Raw genomic sequence first — 21430 nt, 5'->3', positions numbered from 1 at the left:
AGCGTATGAGTCAAAGTCTTTTCCAACACACAAAACACGAAGAATATTGCCCACAATGCGGCGCGCCTTTGCAAGTGAAACAGGGGAAAAAAGGACTGTTTTTAGGTTGTACAGCATATCCCGCCTGTGATTATTTGCGCCCCTTGCATAAGGTGGAACATAAGGTGTTGAAAGAGCTTGATGAAACCTGCCCGCAATGTGGCAACCCACTCCAACTCAAACAAGGTGCCTTTGGCATGTTCATCGGTTGCAGCCATTATCCCGATTGTGATTTTGTGGTGCATGAGCAACAGGATGAAGAACAAGCCATTGATTGCCCGGAATGCCATAAAGGGCATTTAGTTGCCCGTCGCGGACGACAAGGGAAAATCTTTTATGGTTGCGATAACTTTCCCCATTGCAAATTTTCCTTACCGGCAAAACCCTACGCCATGCCTTGTCCACAATGCCATTTTCCACTTGCGCTATTAAAAAGTGAAAATGCCGAACAGCAAGTCTGGCAATGCGCGAATAAAGGCTGTCGACATATTTTTGAGAACGAAAAATGAATATACAACAAATTGCCGCTCGTTTAATGCAAGACGAAGTCGTTGCCTATCCTACTGAGGCGGTATTCGGTTTGGGCTGTAATCCGCTAAGTGAAAGTGCGGTCAGAAAATTGCTTAATTTAAAACAGCGTCCGATTGAAAAAGGCCTTATTTTAGTCGCGTCGAGCTTGCATTTTTTACAGCAATTTATCGATTTTTCCCATTTGTCTGACGAACAGCTTGCACGCTTACAGGCACAATATGAACATCCAATCACCTGGGTGGTGCCGACAAAGGCAGAAGTCCCACATTTTCTGACGGGGCAATTTAACAGCATTGCGGTGCGTTTATGTACTCATCCTGCCGTCAAAGCCTTATGCGAAGAAACAGGCTTTGCCCTCACTTCGACCAGCGCCAACTTAACTGGTAAATCACCTTGCCGCAGCGCAGATGCCGTGCGTTCCCAATTTGGGGCAGATTTCCCCGTACTCGATGATGCAGTCGGGCAAGCACAAAATCCATCGGAAATCCGCGATTTGCTCACAAACCAACTTTTCAGACAAGGATAAAACATGCAGCACTATGCCGTTTGGGGCAATCCGATTGCCCAAAGTAAATCCCCGTTGATTCATCGCTTATTTGCCACACAAACCCAGCAAACGATGGAATATGTTGCCAAATTAGGTGATATTGAGGATTTTGAGCAGCAATTAAAAGTCTTTTTTGCTGAAGGAGCGCAAGGTTGCAATATCACCGCACCATTTAAAGAACGCGCCTATGCACTCGCTGAGGAACATAGCGAACGGGCGAAATTGGCAGAAGCCTGTAATACATTAAAAAAATTGGCTAACGGCAAACTCTATGCGGACAATACCGATGGCATTGGTTTAGTGACGGATTTACAACGCTTAGGTTGGATTCAACCACAACAACGCATTTTAATTTTAGGTGCCGGTGGAGCAACCAAAGGGGTATTACTGCCTTTATTGGAAGCACAACAGCAAATTGTCTTGGCTAACCGCACGCTAGAAAAAGCACAACAATTGGCAGATAAGTTCAAGTCTTACGGCACAATTGAAGCTGTCGCGATGGATGCGATTCCCGCGCAAACCTACGATTTAGTGATCAATGCAACTTCGGCCGGATTAAGCGGACATACCGCCGCTGTTGATGGATCAATCTTATCGTTGTCCCGCGCCTGTTATGACATGCAATATGCCAAAGGTAGTGACACGCCTTTTATTGCCTACTGTAAATCCTTAGGTCTGAATAATGTCAGCGATGGTTTTGGTATGTTGGTAGCTCAAGCGGCCCATTCATTCCATTTGTGGCGTGGGGTAATGCCCGATTTTGTCGCAATCTATGAACAACTCAAAAAGGATATGGCATGAGTACAAGATGCCCTTGGGTGGGTGAACTTCCAATTTATATCGACTACCACGACAAGGAATGGGGCAAACCACAATTTGATAGCCAAAAGCTGTTTGAAAAAATTTGTTTAGAAGGGCAACAAGCGGGGCTTTCCTGGATCACCGTATTGAAAAAACGTGCAGCCTATCGGGCTGCGTTCCATCAATTTGATCCTGCCAAAATCGCGCAAATGACCGCACAGGATATTGATCGTTACATGGAAAATGCCGGACTTATTCGCCATCGGGCAAAACTGGAAGCCATTGTGAAAAATGCCAAAGCCTATTTAGCCATGGAAAAGTGCGGTGAAAATTTCAGTGATTTTGTGTGGTCGTTTGTGAATCATCAACCGATTATCAATGATGTCCCCGATATTTCTGTGGTGCCCGCTAGAACTGAAATCTCAAAAGCAATGTCAAAAGCGTTGAAGAAACGTGGTTTTATCTTTGTTGGGGAAACCACATGTTATGCCTTTATGCAATCTATGGGGTTAGTTAACGACCATATAAATGGCTGTTGTTGTAAGTGATATTCCAGTATAATCCCCCTAATTTCATCTGAATAAGAACTGAATTATGAATAAAAAATATACCTTAATTTCAATCTCAATTCTGACCGCACTTTATAGTCAACAAAGTTTGGCCGATCTGCATTCTCAATGTTTGCTTGGTGTGCCTCATTTTACTGGTGAGGTCGTGAAAGGTGATGCCAATAATTTGCCAGTTTATATTGAAGCAGATAAAGCAGAGATTAATCAGCCAACTCAGGCAATTTATCAAGGCAATGTGGATTTGAAACAAGGAAACCGCCATTTGGTAGGGAATTCAGTTGAAGTCAAGCAAACAGGTGAGGGCAATCAAACTCAACGCTGGGCTTATTTGCGAGGCGGATTTGACTACAAAGATAATCAAATTAATCTATTAGGTAATGATGCGAGTTTTAATTTAGATAGCAAAAACGGTAACGTCACTGATGCAGACTACCAACTTGTAGGACGCCAAGGTCGTGGTAAAGCACAAGAAATCGAGTTGGGCGATAATTACCGCGTAATGAAAAATGCAACATTTACCTCTTGTTTGCCAGATGATAATGCCTGGGCAGTAGATGCTTCTGAGATTCGTCAGCACATTAAAGAAGAATATGCCGAATTTTGGCATGCGCGTTTTAAAGTATTAGGTGTGCCAGTGTTCTATACCCCTTACTTGCAATTACCAATTGGAGAACGCCGTCGTTCAGGTTTATTAATGCCAACAGTTGGTCATTCCAGCCGTGATGGTTATTGGTATAAACAACCAATTTATTGGAACATTGCGTCAAATTATGATGCCACAATTGCACCTAAATATATGTCTCGTCGTGGCTGGCAATTAAATGGTGAGTTCCGTTATTTAACACCCGTTGGTGAAGGTAGACTGGCAGGAGAATATTTAGGACGTGATCGTTATGATGAATATACCAGTGATAATCGTAAGCGTCATTTGTTCTATTGGAACCATAATTCCTCTTTTCTTGAAAACTGGCGTTTAAATGTTGATTACACTAAGGTAAGTGATAAACGTTATTTCACCGATTTTGATTCAGATTATGGTGACAGTACTGATGGTTATGCAAATCAATACGCACGTATTGCTTACTATAAACCTAATTACAACTTCGCGATTTCTGCACGTCAGTTCCAGATTTTTGATGAAGTCGATATCGGGCCTTATCGTGCGATGCCACAAATTGACTTCAATTATTACAAAAATGATTTGGCGAATGGTTGGGTCGATTTTAAATTATTTTCGCAAGCAGTACGCTTTGATAATGATAGTGCTTTGATGCCAAAAGCATGGCGTTTTCATGTTGAACCAAGTTTGGCAACAGCGATGTCAAATAAATATGGTAGCTTAAATATTGAGACTAAACTTTACGCGACCCATTATAATCAGAAAAAAGGCTCTTCTTCTTCGGCGGAAGACGTACAAAAATCGGTAAATCGTGTATTGCCACAATTAAAAGTAGATTTACAAACGGTTTTAGCGAGCAATAAAACTTTATTTGATGGTTATACACAAACGCTTGAACCTCATGTTCAATATCTGTATCGACCATACAAAGATCAAAGTAATATCGGTTCAAAACGAGTGAATGATTATCTTGGTTTTGGCTATGATTCTGCGTTAGTCCAACAAGATTATTATTCATTATTCCGTGATCGTCGTTATAGTGGTTTAGATCGTATTTCATCAGCTAATCAAATAACGCTTGGTGGAACAACTCGTTTTTATGATAAGAATTCTGATGAACGTTTTAACTTCTCTGCAGGACAAATTTATTATTTAATGGCATCAAAAATTGATGATAATCCAAATAATCGTACACCAAAATCCTCTTCTTCTTGGGCCTTGGAGTCTAACTGGAAAATTAGTGATAAATGGAATTGGCGTGGTAGCTACCAATACGATACATTGCTAGATAAAGCCTCATTGGCGAATAGCAGTTTGGAATTTAACCCGATGAAGAATAATCTGATTCAGTTAAATTATCGCTATGCGAGCAAAGAGTACATTAACCAAAATTTGGGTGCTTCTGCTAACCGTTACCAACAAGACATTAAACAGATTGGTGTTGTGGCGGCATGGGAAGTGTCGGACAACTGGGCGCTTGTGGGAAAATATTATCAAGATATTGCGTTGAAAAAACCAGTTGAGCAATATGTGGGGGTGCAATATAACTCGTGCTGTTGGTCTGTTGGCGTAGGGGCGAGACGTTATGTGACGAGTCGCCAGAATCAACGTGACGATCAAGTAGTTTATGATAATAGCATTGGTGTTACCTTTGAATTACGCGGTTTAGGTGAAAATGATCACCAAAGCGGTATCGAAGAAATGCTAGAAAAAGGGAAACTTCCTTATATTCAGGCGTTTAGCTTATAGTTAAATGAATAAAGGCTACCTGAAGGTAGCCTTTTTGTTTAGAAGTGCGGTTAAAAAAGACGATGATTTTTGACTGCACTTTGTTTATTTTTTTCGTTTTGCTCGAGGATGGGCTTGATCATACACCTCTGCAAGATGTTGGAAATTTAAATGTGTATAAATTTGCGTGGTGGACAAATTGCTGTGCCCTAAAAGCTCTTGAACAGCACGCAAATCTGAACTCGCTTCCAGCATGTGAGTAGCAAAAGAGTGGCGTAGTTTGTGTGGATTGAGATGGCTGTTTAATCCTTGGCGAATGCCCCAGGTTTCCATTCGTTTTTGAATAGAACGATGAGTAAGGCGATTTCCCTGTTGGCTCACAAAAAGGGCGTCATCTTTTGGATTAAATAAGGGGCGTACTTTCAACCATTGCTGAATTGCATGAGAAGCATAGCGTCCAAAAGGCACAATACGTTCTTTGTTCCCTTTACCAATCACTCTGACTTCGCGTACTCGCGTGTTAATGCTATTGAGGTTTAAGCCTTGCAATTCAGATAAGCGAAGCCCTGAGCTATACATTAACTCCATCATGGCGCGATCTCGCAAATCAATTGGATCTTTACTGTCATTTGAAAGCAATTTTTGGACCTGTTCAGCATCAATATTTTTTGGTAAATGTTTGCCTTGTTTCGGCGCTGAAATACCTGTTGCCGGATTCACTTTCATTTGCCCTTGTTGCACAAGATAGCTGAAAAACTGACGAAGGGCAGACAAACGTAATGCCAGACTCTTTTCTTTTAAACCTTGCTTACGGCTTTCCGCCAAAATAAGGCGAACCACGCTTGGATTTACTTGCTGCCAGTGCTGAATACCTTTTTCAGCGAGAATTGCTAAAATCGCATCCAGTTGATGTTGATAATTAGTGAGGGTATGTGGGCTTACTTGGCGTTCAATTCGCAAGTAATCCCAATATTGATTGAGGAGCGTATGCATTAGAGAGTTAATTCAAACAAACTTTTTTTCGTGTTTAGCTTAAATCCTTCGCGTTCTAAAATACTCTGTTGAGCTTGGCTCAATTCCGCCACTAAACGGTTAGATTGTGTATAACGGACAAACTCTTTTGCTTTAGAAATAAGCGCTGCATAAATCTCGGCTTGATGTTTATCTTCTTTGACAAAAATATCGGTTAATTGCCAATAGCGTTGTAATTGTAAAGAGGATAAGCGAGGATAAAGTTGAACAAAGCCAATCGCCTGTGCGTTTTCGTTTACAGCAATAAAAAACATGCTCTCATTAAAACGCATACGATTTGTTAGAAAGGTTAAAGTGCGGTCAGGATTTTCACTCATTCCGTTGGCAAGTCGATAGGCTTCAAAGAGTGGAGCAAGCACTTCTATATTCCATTGTTCGGCTTTGAAAATTTTCATTGTTACCAGACCTATTTTCCGTTTATTTATAAAATTGGTTATTTTTTATCGGTTCCGTACAGTAGATTGTAGCTTTTTAGCACAAAATAATCATCATTTCCCCAAAAAAATTTTCAAAATGTGATTTTGCACAAAGAAATCTGTTCAAAGTTTGGTATAGTAAACATACTTTTTATTTATTCAATATGGAGAAACAAAAATGGCACGTCGTCCTTTAGTGATGGGTAACTGGAAATTAAACGGTTCCAAAGCCTTTACCAAAGAATTAATCGAAGGATTAAAAGCTGAATTACAAGGTGTAACAGGTTGTGATGTGGCAATCGCCCCACCTGTTATGTACTTAGGTACAGCTGAAGCCGCACTTGCAGGCAGCCAAATTGCTTTAGGTGCACAAAACGTTGATGTAAATGTTAAAGGTGCTTTCACCGGTGATATTTCAACTGAAATGTTAAAAGATTTTGGTGCAAAATACATCATTATCGGTCACTCTGAGCGTCGTACTTACCATAAAGAAAGCGATGAATTTGTGGCGAAAAAATTTGGCGCATTAAAAGAAGCAGGTTTAGTGCCAGTATTATGTATCGGTGAAACTGAAGCTGAAAACGAAGCAGGTAAAACTGAAGAAGTATGTGCGCGTCAAATTGATGCAGTCATCAATGCATTAGGTGTAGAAGCATTTAATGGTGCAGTGATTGCTTACGAACCAATTTGGGCAATCGGTACGGGCAAATCAGCAACTCCAGCACAAGCTCAAGCTGTTCATGCATTTATCCGTGGCCACATTGCAGCAAAATCACAAGCTGTAGCAGATCAAGTGATCATTCAATACGGTGGTTCAGTAAATGATGCTAACGCAGCAGAATTATTCACTCAACCAGATATTGATGGTGCGTTAGTGGGCGGTGCTTCACTTAAAGCGCCTGCGTTTGCAGTAATCGTGAAAGCAGCGGCAGCAGTGAAAAGCTAATTTTCTTGTTCTAAAAGAGATAAAAAAAGTGCGGTTAATTTTAACCGCACTTTTTGTTTTTGATTAATGTTGATTGCGTTCCCACAAATCAGCATATTTCACAAAGGTGGAGTGGGCAGAAAGTATTGCAAGCAGAAAACCTTGTTTTCCATCTAAGAAGCCTGCTTTTAAAATGTACATTTTGACAAAGCAACCAATCGCATGACTAATACCTTGCCATAACGTTGCTTTTTTCCCTTTGGCTTGGCGTTGGTCAGCCCAAGCTTTAGCGTAGCCCGCGGACTTCACCAAATAGTGATGAATGCTTTTATAGGTGAAATGCTCTAGATCTCCAGTTAATTTCTGTACTTTCGTATTTTCAGGATAAACCACTTTTTCATGTACCAGAGAATCATTATATCCAGCATAATTTGTGCGATATAAACGCACCACATAATCCGGATACCAACCAGAATGACGAATCTCACGCCCAAACACTTCACTCACACGAGGAATATCATAAACCGTATTTGGCGTATCTTGTTGAACCGCTTGTCGAATGGATTCACGAAGTTTCGGAGTGACGCGTTCATCGGCATCTAACCACAAAACATAATCACTGGTGACATATTGTTGTGCACGTTGGCGTTGTTTGCCAAAGCCTGGCCAATCAGGATGCGAATAAAATTTTGCACCATATTGCTCAGCGATTTCTTGGGTATTATCAGTACTGCCTGAATCGACGATAATGATTTCATTTACCCAATCTTTTACCGTATCGAGGCATTGAGCGAGATCTGCCGCTTCATTTTTGACAATCATGGCAACGCTAATTGTTGGCATATTTTGATCCTTTTTTTGCTATACTAGCCGAAATTTTTGTAAGTATAACCGAATTTATTTTATGTGGCGTTTTTTTTATACCTGCCTGATGTATCTGATTCAGCCTTTTGTCCTGTTCTTCATGTTGCTACGAAGTCTCAAGGCGCCGAATTATCGTAAGCGTTTAGGAGAGCGATATGGGATTTATGCGAATCTTGTTAAGCCTACACAAGATGGGATCGTCATTCATGCCGCATCAGTCGGTGAAGTAATTGCCGCTACGCCCTTGGTAAAACGTATTCAGAAGGAATATCCACATTTACCTATTACGTTTACAACGGTTACACCAACAGGTTCTGAGCGTGTAAAAGCTGCATTCGGGAAAAGTGTGACGCATTGTTATTTGCCTTACGATTTACCTTGTGTTATCAATCGTTTTATTGATTTTATTCAACCTAAAGTATTCATCGTGATTGAAACGGAGCTTTGGCCAAATTTGATTGATTGTTTGGCTCGTCGAAATATTCCTTTCATTGTGGCGAATGCTCGTCTTTCTGCGCGTTCAGCGAGACGTTATGGCAAAGTCAAACAACATCTACAACGAATGTTTTCTCAAATCAGCTTAATTGCACCGCAAGATAGTATTAGTGGAAAGCGTTATTTAGAGTTAGGTTATGAGAAAGATCGCCTGCAATTAACCGGCAATATTAAATATGATCTTGTGGTCAGTGACGAATTACTCAAAGACATTGCGACACTTCATGAGAGCTGGGCGAAAGACCGTCAGATTTGGATTGCGGCAAGCACCCATGAAGGGGAAGAAGAGCTTATTTTACAAGCGTATCATTTGTTACTAAAAAAACATCCAAACTTATTGTTATTGCTGGTGCCTCGCCATCCTGAGCGTTTTAATCCTGTGGCAGATTTAATTGAAAAAGCCAACTTTAACTTTATCCGCCGTTCAACGGGTGAGATTCCTTCAGAGAATACCCAAGTGATTCTGGGTGATACCATGGGTGAATTGATGTTGATGTATGGTATTTCTGATATTGCGTTTGTAGGCGGAAGTTTGGTCAAACATGGGGGACATAATCCGCTCGAGCCTTTGGCGTTTAAATTACCCGTTGTGAGCGGAAAGTATACTTTCAATTTCCCTGAAGTTTTTACCTCGCTGTTAGAGGTGCAAGGGGTATTGCAAATCAACTCAACAGAGAAAGCATTGGCAGAAATTATTGATAAGTTATTGAATTCAAAAGAGGCACGTCAGCGTTTAGGTAATGCCGGCTATGAGGTATTAATCGAAAATCGAGGTGCATTACAGCGTCTTTTAGATTTGCTTCATCCTTATTTAACCAATATTTCGGAGAACAATAAATGACAAGCGTAATTTACCCTGGCACGTTTGACCCGATTACTAACGGGCATTTAGATATCATTGCGCGAAGTGCGGTCATTTTCCCGAAAGTTTTTGTTGCGGTTGCGAATAGTCCGAGCAAAAAGCCATTGTTCTCATTGGACGAACGTGTTGAGCTGGTACGTCAATCGGTCGCTCATTTACCCAATGTGGAAGTATTTGGATTCTCTGATTTACTCGCAAATGAAATTAAAGCTAAAAAAATTACTGCGATTATTCGTGGTGTGCGTACAACGACAGATTTTGAATACGAATTACAATTGGCCGCGTTAAACCGTTTATTAACCGATGGTGTGGATAGTTTGTTTTTCCCACCAACAGAAAAATGGGCGTTTGTGTCTTCCACGATTGTACGAGAAATTTATTTGCACCATGGCGATGTGAAAGAACTGGTGCCGGAAGCCGTTTATTTAGCTTTAAAAGCACGTCGTGAATGAAAAAAACACTTCTGATTTTAACCGCACTTTTAACATTAACAGGTTGTGGTACGGTGGTGAAATTAATCGATCCATCCGAGAAATACACACCTTACGCGGGTGCGGCTTATGATTTAGAGATGGCACAAAAATGGGGCTTACCTATTTTAGATTTGCCACTGTCATTTTTATTAGATACTGCATTGTTGCCTTATGCGTGGTCAAATTAATTTGCATTAAGATATGAAACTCAATCCTCAACAACAACAGGCTGTCGAATATGTCAGCGGGCCTTGCTTGGTGCTAGCTGGCGCAGGCTCTGGCAAAACTCGCGTGATCATCAATAAGATTGCTCATTTGATTGAACACTGTGGTTATTTACCTAAACAGATCGCTGCCGTGACATTTACCAACAAAGCCGCTCGTGAAATGAAAGAGCGTGTAGCCCATTCCATTGGTAAAGAAAAATCCAAAGGATTGATTGTTTCCACTTTCCATACCTTAGGTTTCGACATTATCAAACGGGAATATAAAGCTTTAGGCTTTAAATCGAATATGACCTTGTTTGATGAGCACGATCAACTTGCCTTACTAAAAGAACTGACGGCAGATGTGCTGCAGGAAGATAAAGACTTACTGCGTGAATTAATTTCCGTTATTTCCAACTGGAAGAATGATTTGGTTTCGCCAAAACAAGCTTATGCCTTAGCGAAAGATGCCAAATATCAAACCTTTGCAAAATGTTATGAGCGTTATGCGGCGCAAATCCGTGCTTATAATGCATTGGATTTTGATGATTTGATTATGTTGCCGACCTTACTCTTCAAACAGAACGAAGAAGTGCGGTCAAAATGGCAGGAGAAAATCCGCTATTTGTTGGTGGATGAATATCAAGATACCAATACTAGCCAATATGAACTCATCAAATTACTCGTCGGTGAGAGAGCTTGTTTTACCGTAGTGGGTGATGACGACCAGTCCATTTATTCTTGGCGAGGTGCTCGACCGCAAAATATGGTGCGATTACGTGATGATTTTCCGCGTTTGCAAGTCATCAAATTAGAACAAAATTACCGTTCCACTCATCGTATTTTGCATTGTGCCAACATTTTAATTGATAACAACGAGCACGTGTTCGACAAAAAGCTTTTTTCCAACTTGGGCGAAGGTGAAAAACTGCAAGTCATTGAAGCAAAAAATGAAGAGCATGAAGCTGAACGAATTGTGGCAGAATTGATCGCTCATCGTTTTAGCCGTAAAACTAAATTTAAGGATTATGCGATTTTATATCGCGGTAATCATCAATCCCGTCTATTAGAAAAAGTGCTGATGCAAAACCGTATTCCATACAAAATTTCTGGCGGGACATCTTTTTTCTCCCGCGCTGAAATTAAGGATATGATGGCCTACTTGCGTTTAGTGGTAAATCAAGATGATGATGCAGCCTTCTTACGTATAGTGAATACACCAAAACGAGAAATAGGTACTGCAACACTGCAAAAATTAGGTGAGTTGGCACAAGAAAAACATATCAGCTTATTTGAGACGATTTTTGAGTTTGAACTCATGCAACGAGTCACGCCAAAAGCCTATGATGCGTTGCAAAAATTTGGTCGTTGGATTGTGGAGTTGAATGATCAAAGTTTACGTTCTGATCCTGAAACGGCTGTGTGTTCTTTGCTCTCTTCATTACATTACGAAGAATATTTGTATGAGTATGCCACCAGCCCGAAAGCCGCCGAAATGCAAAGTAAAAACGTGGCAACCTTATTTAGCTGGGTAGAGGAGATGCTCAAAGGCGATGACGTGAATGAGCCGATGACTTTAAATCAAGTGGTTACCCGTTTAACCTTGCGCGATATGATGGAACGCGGTGAAGATGATGACGAGAGCGATCAAGTGCAATTGATGACGCTGCATGCCTCCAAAGGTTTAGAGTTCCCTCATGTGTATTTAATCGGTATGGAAGAGGGGATTTTGCCGCATCAAACCAGTATTGATGAAGACAATGTGGAAGAAGAACGCCGTCTAGCCTATGTGGGCATTACGCGAGCACAACAAACGCTGACTTTTTCTCTTTGTCGTGAACGGCGTCAGTTTGGTGAGTTAATTCGTCCAGAGCCGAGTCGTTTCTTGGCTGAGTTGCCACAAGATGATGTGCAATGGGAAAAAGATAAGCCCAAATTAACGGCAGAGCAGAAGCAACAACAAACTTCTAGTCAGCTTGATCGTCTGCGGGCAATTTTAAAAGGCTAGAGATGATAAAAATTAAAGAGCGGTGAGAAATATATTTGTTTTTTCAACCGCACTTTATTTATGCAAAATGTAGATAAATCAAGCAACCAACATCGCTTTTTCAAAAAATGATTTGACATATTTTCAAAAAAACGTATTATACCGCCCACACACCGAATGTGGTGAGATGGCCGAGTAGGCTGAAGGCGCTCCCCTGCTAAGGGAGTATGGGGTCAAAAACTCCATCGAGGGTTCGAATCCCTCTCTCACCGCCATTTGTTGTTAGTTTTATTTATTCTGCACCCGTAGCTCAGCTGGATAGAGTACTCGGCTACGAACCGAGCGGTCAGAGGTTCGAATCCTCTCGGGTGCGCCATTTTAAATCGGCTCTATCAGATAAAATGGTCACGAAGGATAAAACATCACTACGCACCCGTAGCTCAGCTGGATAGAGTACTCGGCTACGAACCGAGCGGTCAAAGGTTCGAATCCTTTCGGGTGCGCCATCTTTTCTCTTCAAATTTTTCTTTTTATCAAAAACAATTAACGCTTTATTTGATCATTTTTCTCGATCATCAATAGTTTTTAATAAATAATTTCCTTGTACGTCTGTGACACTTCTAAAACCGACATTCGTGATTTTATAAGGGAAATTTGTCTTGTATTCGACGTTATCGTGGTGATGGCCATGGAAAACGTGTCTTACCCCTAATTTTTCAGCAAGTTGATTAATCACACGAAATCCCATTGGGTGAGGCTTTGGTGCTTCATGGCAAATTAGAATATCGGCTTGCTCGTTTTCAATGGCTTCGATATCAGAAGGGAAAATAGACGTGCGATGGCGTAATGGTACACCGCCACGCCAAATTTTTTCTTGTGGACTATATTGGCAATAGTGGATAGGATCAAAATACATTGGCTTATTGGGTGGCATCCAGATTTGCCCACGGAATACTCCTCCTAAGCCTGCAATGCGTTGTCCTTGAATTTCAACAACACGATTATGCAAATTACGCGATTTCCAATGAGTGCCCCAAATCGAATCAAATGCGGCAACGGTTTTGCTGTCATGATTACCGTGAATAAACCAAATATCACAATGTTGTGCGAGTTTATCTAATTCATCAGGCGAAGAAAGTTGCAAGTCGCCCAAAATAATCAGGGCAACGTTATCATTTTCTTGCACGAAAGGATAAAGATGTTCATAACTTCCGTGTGGATCGCCTGCGAATAAAAGCATTTTATTTCTCGGTGGTTAATATGCGTTTAGTATGTGGTAAACCTTCAAGTTCTTCATCATTTAATACTTTTTCTACGACAGATTTGACTTGGTTATAACGGTCTAAATAACTTGGTGATTCAATTTCGATGTAAGGCACTTTGTATTTATCTAACAATTTCTTCAATAATTGTTGGAATTGTTGACGTTGTTTTTGGTTACCTAAACTACGTAAGCCATCATCCACCCACTTTGTGTTGTTTTTCAATAAAATGGTGACATCAAATGGGTATTCTTTGATCATAGAATCCAAGAATGGATGGGCTTTGCCTTCGTATTGAATACAAAAAGCCTGCGTGGTAATGAAATCAGTATCAATAATCGCCACTTTATGAGCATGACGCACGGCATAATCAATATAACGCTGGTGACCTAATGCCATTTGTGGATAGTCAGAATATTGCATAGCTTGCTCATCGCCACCTAATTTTTCAAAGACATATTCACGGCCATATTCCCATGCGGAAGTGGTATTAAATACGGCAGCCAGTTTGCTGACTAACACGCTTTTACCGCTGCTTTCACCACCTAAAATGGCAATGGTTTTCGCAAAGAACGGACGAACTTCTTTCGGAATGAACTTCCAATATTGGAAAGGTGTAGTACGAATTTTCGTTGCAGATACGTTAAAGAAAGAGCGGTCAGGATCCACTAAAGAAACTTCGAGACCCAAGTATTTTTCATATGGCGCTTTATCTTGTGGCTCACTACTAAATACCATCGTCGGGGTAAATTGTTTTTCTTCAAATAGATTTTTTACCGCTTCACTCCAAGCTTGCCAACCATTCGGATAACTTGGAATGCCATCCTCAACTAAATGATGAATGAAAATTTGATTTTTTTGATATTTAAAGATTTGCTGCATCCAGCGAAGACGATCTTGTACCGTCGGCATACGCTTCATTTTACTATCATAAAACAGCTTTAAATCGCGTTCGGTATCGCTACAGACAATCACGTGAAGTTCATCCACTTTACTGAATGCTTCATAAATCATATTAATATGGCCGGTGTGAACAGGGTAGAATTTCCCAAAAATCACACCCACTTTTTTATCGTGTTTGTTCGACATAATGTATCCTTCGCTAAATCGCCACTGCATAGTGGCAGTATAGTCCTATTTTATGCAATCTTTGTGCAAATAAAAACATTTTTCATTGAATGATTTTTTACCGTGACATTTTGCGTTATACTACGGCCTGCATTCTCAGGGCAGGGTGAAATTCCCTACCGGTGGTGACAGCCCACGAGCACTTAAAAGTGCGGTCAATTTTGATTGTGTTTTAACAAAATTGTTTCGCTTTGTACTTTTAAGGTTAGCAGATTTGGTGAAATTCCAAAGCCGACAGTATAGTCTGGATGAAAGAGAATAAAACGGATTGGGTTCCCAATTCCGTTCTATTTATTTGCATTTCTCAGCCCTGATTCTGGTTAATTTTAACGTAACAACAAAGGAAATTACGATGAATCAGTCAATTTTATCTGCATTTGGTGCGACCGGCGAAGAACGGGTAATTAATGCACTGAACGCATTCAAACAAGGTAATGGCGTATTAGTATTGGATGATGAAGATCGCGAGAATGAAGGCGATTTAATCTTCCCAGCAGAAACTATTACCCCAGAACAAATGGCAAAACTTATTCGTTATGGCAGTGGTATCGTGTGTTTATGTATCACCGATGAACAATGCAAACAGCTTGATTTACCTCCGATGGTTGAGCATAACAATAGCGTGAATAAAACCGCATTTACTGTGACGATTGAAGCGGCAGAAGGTGTGTCAACAGGTGTATCAGCACAAGATCGCGTCACCACAATCAAAGCGGCAATTGCAGATCAGGCGAAACCCACAGATCTTCACCGACCTGGACATGTTTTCCCATTACGTGCTGCAGAAGGCGGTGTTTTAGCACGCCGCGGTCATACTGAAGCCTCAGTTGATTTAGCACGTTTAAGCGGTTTTAAACCGGCTGGTGTGATTTGTGAAATCACGAATGATGATGGCACCATGGCTCGCGCACCAGAAATTATCGAATTTGCGAAAAAATTTGGTTATGCGGTGTTAACGATTGAAGATTTAGTGGCATATCGTCAAAAACATCATTGCTAATCAAATACTCAGAAAACAAAAGTGCGGTCAGAAAATCTGTTAAATTCTGACCGCACTTTGCATTTTAGTCTTAATTGGTTTCCACAAAGCTTAATGCCGTTTCAACCACTTCAATTCCTGCGCCTTGTTTAAAGGCATTTTCACTTAGATAGCGTCGCCATTGTCTTGCCCCTTTGCAGTTTTGAAATGCACCGAGCATATGTCGAACGATATGATTTAGATAAACACCTTGGCTCAGTTGTTTTTCAATGTAAGGGAACATGGCTTCCACCGCTTGTCTTGGTGTGACGATATCCGCATTAGTATCAAAAAGCATTTGATCAATATAGCCCAATAACGACGGATTTTGATAAGCCTCACGCCCAACCATCACACCATCCACAAATTGCAAATGATGTTTCATTTCTTCGATGGTTTTAATACCTCCATTAATTGCAATGGTCAACTGCGGAAAGTCTTTTTTCAATTGATAAACACGCTCATAATCCAAAGGGGGAATCTCGCGATTCTCTTTCGGGCTTAATCCTGAAAGCCAGGCTTTTCGTGCATGAACAATAAATTCTTGGCAGCCTGCATGATGGACTTTTTCGATAAAATCGCAGAGAAATTCATAGCTATCCAAATCATCAATGCCAATACGCGTTTTCGCGGTGACAGGAATATTCACGACACTTTGCATTTCTGCAATACATTCTGCTACTAAATCTGCTTTTGCCATTAAGCAAGCACCAAACATACCATTTTGCACGCGATCGGAAGGGCAACCCACATTCAGATTAATTTCATGATAGCCTCTTTCTTCGGCTAATTTGGCACAATGTTTAAGCTGAGCAGGATCGCTTCCACCGAGTTGTAGGGCAACTGGGTTTTCTTGCAAATAAAAATCTAAATGATCGTATTTCGCATGAATAATGGCGGGAGCCGTAACCATTTCAGTATAAAGCAACGCATGTTTACTAAATTGGCGATGAAAATAGCGACAATGGCGTGTCGTCCAATCTAACATCGGCGCAACGGAAAAGCGGCCACGGTAAAAGTGCGGTTGGTTTTCTGACATATTTTATTTCTCTTGAATCTCGTTACGGCGAAGATCTTCTGCTTGTTGTTCCTGCATTCGTTGGCGGAAACGTCCAGCCGCAAAGTGGTAAAAAGGTTTCGGACTAAATTGGCGCGAAATTATGGAGGCAATGATACTGGAAATCAAGAGCCAAATCAGCACAGGTTGAGCCCCAGTCATTTCCATCACCACTACGCTGGCTGTCACAGGGGATTGTGTACCACCGGCTAAAAAGGCTGCCATACATAAAATGACCAAAAAGCGTTGATCGACCATGCCGTTGCTGATTTCCCATAACATGGTGCCGATACCCGCGCCAGTAGTGAGAGATGGCGTAAAAATTCCGCCCGCGATGCCATTCCAATACGTCGTAACCGTTGCGAAGAGTTTTAGTATCCCCACTTCAGGTGAAACAAGTTGTCCTTCTAATGCTCTTGCAACAACATCATAACCTGTTCCATAGGTTTGTCCTTCGCTGTAGGTGCCCATAGCCGCAAGCAATAAACCAAGTAATAAGGCAATATAAATAGGGTGTTTACGGATCCAATCACGCCATTTGATTGGAGACAGCCCCGCAAGCCCTTTGGCAAGGAGTCGTCCAAATATACCACCCAGTACGCCGCAGATGACGCCACAAATGGCAAGCCAAAGATATAAATAAGGAATGGAGGTCGTACCCTTATAAACAGGAAAGTAAGGGCTATTGCCTTGAATCGCCACTAAAATAAAACCGGCCGCTAATACACCGAGCAACACGCGGCGTTCCCAGCGTAACATCACACCTCGACCTAATTCTTCAATGGCAAAAATTACGCCAGCCAAAGGGGCATTAAATGCGGCAGCAAGACCGCCTGCTGCACCCGTTGCAACGAGTTCATTCGTACTTAATCCGCGGAAAGCAAAGTTATATTTACGACAGAAATTTCCCCAACTCAGCATAACAGCAGCACCAACTTGAACAGAAGGGCCTTCTCGTCCAACAGAAGCACCGATAACCATTGCAAAGAAAGTAAGCGGAATTTTCCAAATAGTTTGGCGAAATTCAACCAGTTTTGTTTTATAACCATTATAAGGAATATTAATGGAGGCGATCACTTGTGGAATACCGCTGCCACCAACATAAGGCGTGTATTTGGCGGTAAACCAGGTGAGAAATGCAAGACCAAGCGGTAAAACGATCCAAACGGCGAGAGGGTATTTAGCAGACCAATAGGCATTAAATTCAAGTCCGATATCGGCTAGCTTGGCAAATCCAAAGGAAAAGAGGGCAACAAACGTCGCACCAATCAGTAAACATACAAACTCGAGTGTTTTATGAGAGATACGATGCGTTTGTCGAAGTTTTTTATGATAGAAATAACGTAAGTGAAAAATAAATGAACGTAACATAATGATTGCCAACAAAATAATTCTGTTTGGAATTATAAAACCCTGGCTTCAGGCATGCAATTGATTTGGCAAAGTGCAGTCTGTTTTATCTGAATTTTTTGCTAAGCGATCCTTTGCGATCCTATTTCTGTTTAAATATTGACAATGCTAGACGAAACCATTAAAATTCAGCGTCTATTTATTCTGTCTATTGGATAGAGAGATAGATTTTGTAACAAACATTCTATTATGAATAACATTTAAACTGGAGCTTTTTTAATGGCAACTATCAACCAGCTAGTACGCAAACCGCGTGTGAAAAAGGTTGTAAAAAGTAACGTTCCTGCATTAGAGGCTTGCCCGCAGAAACGTGGTGTGTGCACTCGTGTATACACAACTACACCTAAAAAACCGAACTCAGCATTACGTAAAGTATGTCGTATTCGTTTAACTAATGGCTTTGAAGTAACTTCTTACATCGGCGGCGAAGGTCACAACCTTCAAGAGCACAGTGTTGTGCTTATCCGTGGTGGTCGTGTTAAAGACTTACCGGGTGTGCGTTACCACACTGTACGCGGCGCATTAGACTGTGCAGGCGTTAAAGATCGTAAACAAGGTCGTTCTAAATACGGCGTTAAACGTCCTAAAGCTTAATGGAACTCCGTTAAGTAAGGCCAAACGTCTAAATTAGTAAAAATTTAAATCAGAAACTCCAGTATCACATTAGCTCACTTTAAAGTGCGGTTAATTTTTATAGAGTTTTGGATATCCTGAAGATTAAATATACGGAGAAATTCGCAATGCCACGTCGTCGTAGTGTTGAACCACGCAAGATTCTTCCAGATCCGAAGTTCGGTTCAGAGTTACTTGCAAAATTTATTAATGTATTAATGGTAGACGGTAAAAAATCCGTTGCTGAAACCATCGTTTACGGTGCGTTAGACAAACTTGCAGAACGCACAGGTAAAGAACCTTTAGAAGCATTTGAAATTGCACTTGAAAACGTTCGTCCAACTGTTGAGGTTAAATCTCGTCGTGTTGGTGGTTCTACTTACCAAGTGCCAGTTGAAGTACGTCCAGTTCGTCGTAACGCATTAGGTATGCGTTGGATCGTTGAAGCTGCACGTAAACGCGGTGATAAATCAATGGCTTTACGTCTTGCAAATGAATTATCTGATGCATCAGATAACAAAGGCGCAGCTGTGAAAAAACGTGAAGACGTTCACCGTATGGCTGAAGCTAACAAAGCATTTGCTCACTTCCGTTGGTAATACGCTTTTAAAATTTAAGGGCTTCATCCTCGATGAAGCCTTACCCTTATATAAACAGATATTAAACTTAACAAGGTTATAATAATGGCTCGTACAACCCCTATTGAAAGATATCGTAATATCGGTATTAGTGCGCACATTGATGCTGGTAAAACTACTACCACTGAACGTATCTTATTCTACACTGGTGTAAGTCACAAAATTGGTGAAGTACACGATGGTGCAGCAACAATGGACTGGATGGAACAAGAACAAGAGCGTGGTATTACCATTACCTCTGCGGCAACTACCGCATTCTGGTCTGGTATGTCACAACAGTTCCCACAACACCGTATCAACGTTATCGATACTCCGGGACACGTAGACTTTACTGTTGAAGTAGAACGTTCTATGCGTGTTCTTGATGGTGCGGTAATGGTTTACTGTGCAGTTGGTGGTGTTCAACCTCAGTCTGAAACTGTATGGCGTCAAGCTAACAAATATCAAGTTCCACGTATTGCGTTCGTAAACAAAATGGACCGTACTGGTGCTAACTTCTTACGTGTTGTTGAACAACTTAAAACTCGTTTAGGTGCGAATGCTGTTCCTCTTCAACTTCCAATCGGTGCAGAAGAAAGTTTCACTGGTGTTGTTGATTTGATCAAAATGAAAGCGATCAACTGGAACGAAGCTGACCAAGGTATGACCTTCACTTATGAAGATATTCCAGCAGATATGCAAGCAGCGTGCGAAGAATGGCGTCAAAACCTTGTTGATGCAGCAGCTGAAGCAACTGAAGAATTAATGGAAAAATATCTTGGTGGTGAAGACTTAAGCGAAGAAGAAATCAAAGCAGGTCTTCGTCAACGCGTATTAGCAAACGAAATCATCTTGGTAACTTGTGGTTCTGCATTCAAAAACAAAGGTGTTCAAGCGATGCTTGATGCAGTTGTTGAATACTTACCAGCACCAACTGATATTCCAGCAATCAAAGGTATCAACCCAGATGAAACTGAAGGTGAACGTCATGCAAGCGATGATGAGCCGTTCTCTTCATTAGCATTCAAAATTGCAACTGACCCATTCGTAGGTAACTTAACCTTCTTCCGTGTGTACTCAGGTGTAATTAACTCTGGTGATACAGTATTAAACTCTGTACGTCAAAAACGTGAACGTTTTGGTCGTATCGTACAGATGCACGCTAATAAACGTGAAGAAATCAAAGAAGTTCGTGCGGGCGATATCGCTGCAGCAATCGGCTTAAAAGATGTAACTACGGGTGATACATTATGTGCAATCGAAGCACCAATCATCCTTGAGCGTATGGAATTCCCAGAGCCAGTAATCTCTGTAGCAGTAGAACCTAAAACTAAAGCTGACCAAGAAAAAATGGGTCTTGCATTAGGTCGTCTAGCTCAAGAAGACCCTTCATTCCGTGTTCACACTGATGAAGAATCTGGTGAAACCATTATTTCTGGTATGGGTGAGTTACACTTAGATATCATCGTTGACCGTATGAAACGTGAGTTCAAAGTGGAAGCTAATATCGGTAAACCACAAGTATCTTACCGTGAAACTATCCGTACTCGTGTTAACGATGTGGAAGGTAAACACGCAAAACAATCTGGTGGTCGCGGTCAATATGGTCATGTTGTTATTGACTTATACCCATTAGATCCAGAAGGTCCTGGTTACGAATTTGTAAACGAAATCAAAGGTGGTGTAATCCCTGGTGAATACATTCCTGCAGTTGATAAAGGTATCCAAGAACAGCTTAAATCTGGTCCATTAGCGGGTTATCCGGTAGTAGATATTGGTGTACGTTTACACTTCGGTTCATACCATGATGTTGACTCATCAGAATTAGCGTTTAAATTAGCGGCTTCTTTAGCATTTAAAGCAGCGTTCGCTAAAGCAAACCCAGTTCTACTTGAGCCAATCATGAAAGTTGAAGTAGAAACTCCACCTGAGTATGTGGGTGATGTAATCGGTGACTTAAGTCGTCGTCGTGCTATGGTTAACGGTCAAGAAGCGAACGAATTCGTTGTTAAAATCGATGCAGAAGTTCCACTTTCTGAAATGTTCGGTTATGCAACAGACTTACGTTCACAAACTCAAGGTCGTGCATCATACTCAATGGAACCGTTAAAATATGCTGAAGCGCCAACAAGTGTTGCTGCTGCAGTAATTGAAGCGCGTAAAAAATAATTTTTTGTAACAATCCGCTCTATAAGTCGAATGGCTTATAGAGCATTTTCTAGGAAACTAAAC

21 protein-coding genes, 3 tRNA genes and 1 riboswitch are annotated in these 21430 nt (G+C 41.1%); of the genes, 17 read left to right on the top strand and 7 right to left on the bottom strand.

From position 1 onward, the window contains the following. The first annotated feature begins 5 nt into the window (after positions 1-5). Genes DPV81_RS07315 through lptD form a run of 5 tightly spaced genes read left to right on the top strand, consistent with a single transcriptional unit; the run spans position 6 to position 4855 of the window. Positions 6-548: a DNA topoisomerase family protein gene (locus DPV81_RS07315; RefSeq protein ID WP_111387582.1), complete on the top strand. Its 543-nt coding sequence runs from the start codon at positions 6-8 to the stop codon at positions 546-548. After that, entirely contained in the window at positions 545-1096 is a 552-nt protein-coding gene (gene tsaC, locus DPV81_RS07310) for an L-threonylcarbamoyladenylate synthase type 1 TsaC (RefSeq protein WP_111387581.1), read from the top strand. Before DPV81_RS07315 ends, tsaC begins: the two co-directional genes overlap by 4 nt. A gap of 3 nt (positions 1097-1099) precedes the next feature. Continuing rightward, positions 1100-1918 carry a shikimate dehydrogenase gene (aroE, locus tag DPV81_RS07305; RefSeq protein ID WP_111387579.1) on the top strand — a complete coding sequence of 273 codons (819 nt, stop codon included), beginning with the start codon at positions 1100-1102 and terminating at the stop codon, positions 1916-1918. Further along, a complete protein-coding gene (locus tag DPV81_RS07300) occupies positions 1915-2466 on the top strand; it encodes a DNA-3-methyladenine glycosylase I (RefSeq protein WP_111387577.1) in 552 nt (183 codons plus the stop codon). Before aroE ends, DPV81_RS07300 begins: the two co-directional genes overlap by 4 nt. A 46-nt stretch (positions 2467-2512) precedes the next feature. Then, positions 2513-4855 (top strand): LPS assembly protein LptD, encoded by a 2343-nt coding sequence (gene lptD / locus DPV81_RS07295; protein WP_111387575.1) that lies wholly within the window; start codon positions 2513-2515, stop codon positions 4853-4855. 84 nt (positions 4856-4939) lie between these two features. Here the strand turns inward: lptD and xerC are convergent, their stop codons facing one another. Further along, complete coding sequence (xerC, locus tag DPV81_RS07290) at positions 4940-5827, bottom strand: tyrosine recombinase XerC (RefSeq protein WP_014064388.1); 888 nt, start codon at positions 5825-5827, stop codon at positions 4940-4942. Then, positions 5827-6261, bottom strand: a complete 435-nt coding sequence (locus DPV81_RS07285; RefSeq protein ID WP_070868226.1) for a GNAT family N-acetyltransferase — start codon at positions 6259-6261, stop codon at positions 5827-5829. Before DPV81_RS07285 ends, xerC begins: the two co-directional genes overlap by 1 nt. A gap of 199 nt (positions 6262-6460) precedes the next feature. Here DPV81_RS07285 and tpiA point away from each other — a divergent pair, with 199 nt between their 5' ends. Beyond that, the gene (gene tpiA / locus DPV81_RS07280; RefSeq protein ID WP_111387573.1) at positions 6461-7228 is read left to right on the top strand and encodes a triose-phosphate isomerase; all 768 of its coding nucleotides are present in this window, start codon (positions 6461-6463) and stop codon (positions 7226-7228) included. A 63-nt stretch (positions 7229-7291) separates the two neighbouring features. On the opposite strand, the gene DPV81_RS07275 is transcribed toward tpiA, so the two are convergent. Continuing rightward, the gene (locus DPV81_RS07275) at positions 7292-8050 is read right to left on the bottom strand and encodes a glycosyltransferase family 2 protein (RefSeq protein WP_111387571.1); all 759 of its coding nucleotides are present in this window, start codon (positions 8048-8050) and stop codon (positions 7292-7294) included. Positions 8051-8111: 61 nt separating this feature from the next. Between DPV81_RS07275 and waaA the strand changes: the two genes are divergently transcribed. The 7 genes from waaA to DPV81_RS07240 all read left to right on the top strand — a co-directional run bounded on the left by waaA (position 8112) and on the right by DPV81_RS07240 (position 12600). Next, a complete protein-coding gene (gene waaA, locus DPV81_RS07270) occupies positions 8112-9407 on the top strand; it encodes a lipid IV(A) 3-deoxy-D-manno-octulosonic acid transferase (RefSeq protein WP_111387570.1) in 1296 nt (431 codons plus the stop codon). Beyond that, positions 9404-9880: a pantetheine-phosphate adenylyltransferase gene (gene coaD, locus DPV81_RS07265; protein WP_111387568.1), complete on the top strand. Its 477-nt coding sequence runs from the start codon at positions 9404-9406 to the stop codon at positions 9878-9880. Before waaA ends, coaD begins: the two co-directional genes overlap by 4 nt. After that, the gene (locus DPV81_RS07260; protein ID WP_005699112.1) at positions 9877-10089 is read left to right on the top strand and encodes a lipoprotein; all 213 of its coding nucleotides are present in this window, start codon (positions 9877-9879) and stop codon (positions 10087-10089) included. Before coaD ends, DPV81_RS07260 begins: the two co-directional genes overlap by 4 nt. A 13-nt stretch (positions 10090-10102) precedes the next feature. After that, entirely contained in the window at positions 10103-12115 is a 2013-nt protein-coding gene (rep, locus tag DPV81_RS07255) for a DNA helicase Rep (protein WP_111387566.1), read from the top strand. A gap of 160 nt (positions 12116-12275) precedes the next feature. Continuing rightward, positions 12276-12369 (top strand) — tRNA-Ser (locus DPV81_RS07250). Positions 12370-12393: 24 nt separating this feature from the next. Beyond that, a tRNA-Arg gene (locus DPV81_RS07245) sits at positions 12394-12470 on the top strand. Positions 12471-12523: 53 nt separating this feature from the next. After that, positions 12524-12600: transfer RNA gene (locus tag DPV81_RS07240), tRNA-Arg, on the top strand. A 53-nt stretch (positions 12601-12653) separates the two neighbouring features. Here DPV81_RS07240 and DPV81_RS07235 read toward each other — a convergent pair. Then, positions 12654-13334, bottom strand: a complete 681-nt coding sequence (locus DPV81_RS07235) for a metallophosphoesterase family protein (protein WP_111387565.1) — start codon at positions 13332-13334, stop codon at positions 12654-12656. A 1-nt stretch (position 13335) separates the two neighbouring features. Further along, complete coding sequence (gene nadR / locus DPV81_RS07230; protein ID WP_111387563.1) at positions 13336-14445, bottom strand: multifunctional transcriptional regulator/nicotinamide-nucleotide adenylyltransferase/ribosylnicotinamide kinase NadR; 1110 nt, start codon at positions 14443-14445, stop codon at positions 13336-13338. A gap of 127 nt (positions 14446-14572) precedes the next feature. After that, positions 14573-14748: riboswitch (FMN riboswitch) on the top strand. Positions 14749-14836: 88 nt separating this feature from the next. On the opposite strand from nadR, the gene ribB reads away from it, so the two are divergent. After that, the gene (ribB, locus tag DPV81_RS07225) at positions 14837-15484 is read left to right on the top strand and encodes a 3,4-dihydroxy-2-butanone-4-phosphate synthase (protein ID WP_111387561.1); all 648 of its coding nucleotides are present in this window, start codon (positions 14837-14839) and stop codon (positions 15482-15484) included. Positions 15485-15554: 70 nt separating this feature from the next. Here ribB and dusA read toward each other — a convergent pair whose 3' ends face one another. Both dusA and DPV81_RS07215 read right to left on the bottom strand, forming a co-directional pair. Continuing rightward, positions 15555-16541: a tRNA dihydrouridine(20/20a) synthase DusA gene (dusA, locus tag DPV81_RS07220; RefSeq protein ID WP_111387560.1), complete on the bottom strand. Its 987-nt coding sequence runs from the start codon at positions 16539-16541 to the stop codon at positions 15555-15557. A 3-nt stretch (positions 16542-16544) separates the two neighbouring features. Next, positions 16545-17930: a chloride channel protein gene (locus tag DPV81_RS07215; protein ID WP_111387558.1), complete on the bottom strand. Its 1386-nt coding sequence runs from the start codon at positions 17928-17930 to the stop codon at positions 16545-16547. Between the two features lie 258 nt (positions 17931-18188). Here DPV81_RS07215 and rpsL point away from each other — a divergent pair, with 258 nt between their 5' ends. The 3 genes from rpsL (at position 18189) to fusA (ending at position 21367) form a co-directional block, all read left to right on the top strand. Next, the gene (gene rpsL / locus DPV81_RS07210) at positions 18189-18563 is read left to right on the top strand and encodes a 30S ribosomal protein S12 (protein ID WP_005543325.1); all 375 of its coding nucleotides are present in this window, start codon (positions 18189-18191) and stop codon (positions 18561-18563) included. Positions 18564-18709: 146 nt separating this feature from the next. Beyond that, complete coding sequence (rpsG, locus tag DPV81_RS07205) at positions 18710-19180, top strand: 30S ribosomal protein S7 (RefSeq protein WP_005699184.1); 471 nt, start codon at positions 18710-18712, stop codon at positions 19178-19180. Between the two features lie 84 nt (positions 19181-19264). Next, positions 19265-21367, top strand: a complete 2103-nt coding sequence (fusA, locus tag DPV81_RS07200; RefSeq protein ID WP_049365197.1) for an elongation factor G — start codon at positions 19265-19267, stop codon at positions 21365-21367. The last annotated feature ends 63 nt before the right edge of the window (positions 21368-21430 follow it).

Origin of the sequence: Haemophilus parainfluenzae, from assembly GCF_003252795.1 — a bacterium.
Taxonomy (GTDB): Bacteria; Pseudomonadota; Gammaproteobacteria; order Enterobacterales; family Pasteurellaceae; genus Haemophilus_D; species Haemophilus_D parainfluenzae_K.
This window is presented reverse-complemented; position numbering and strand designations above follow the sequence as displayed.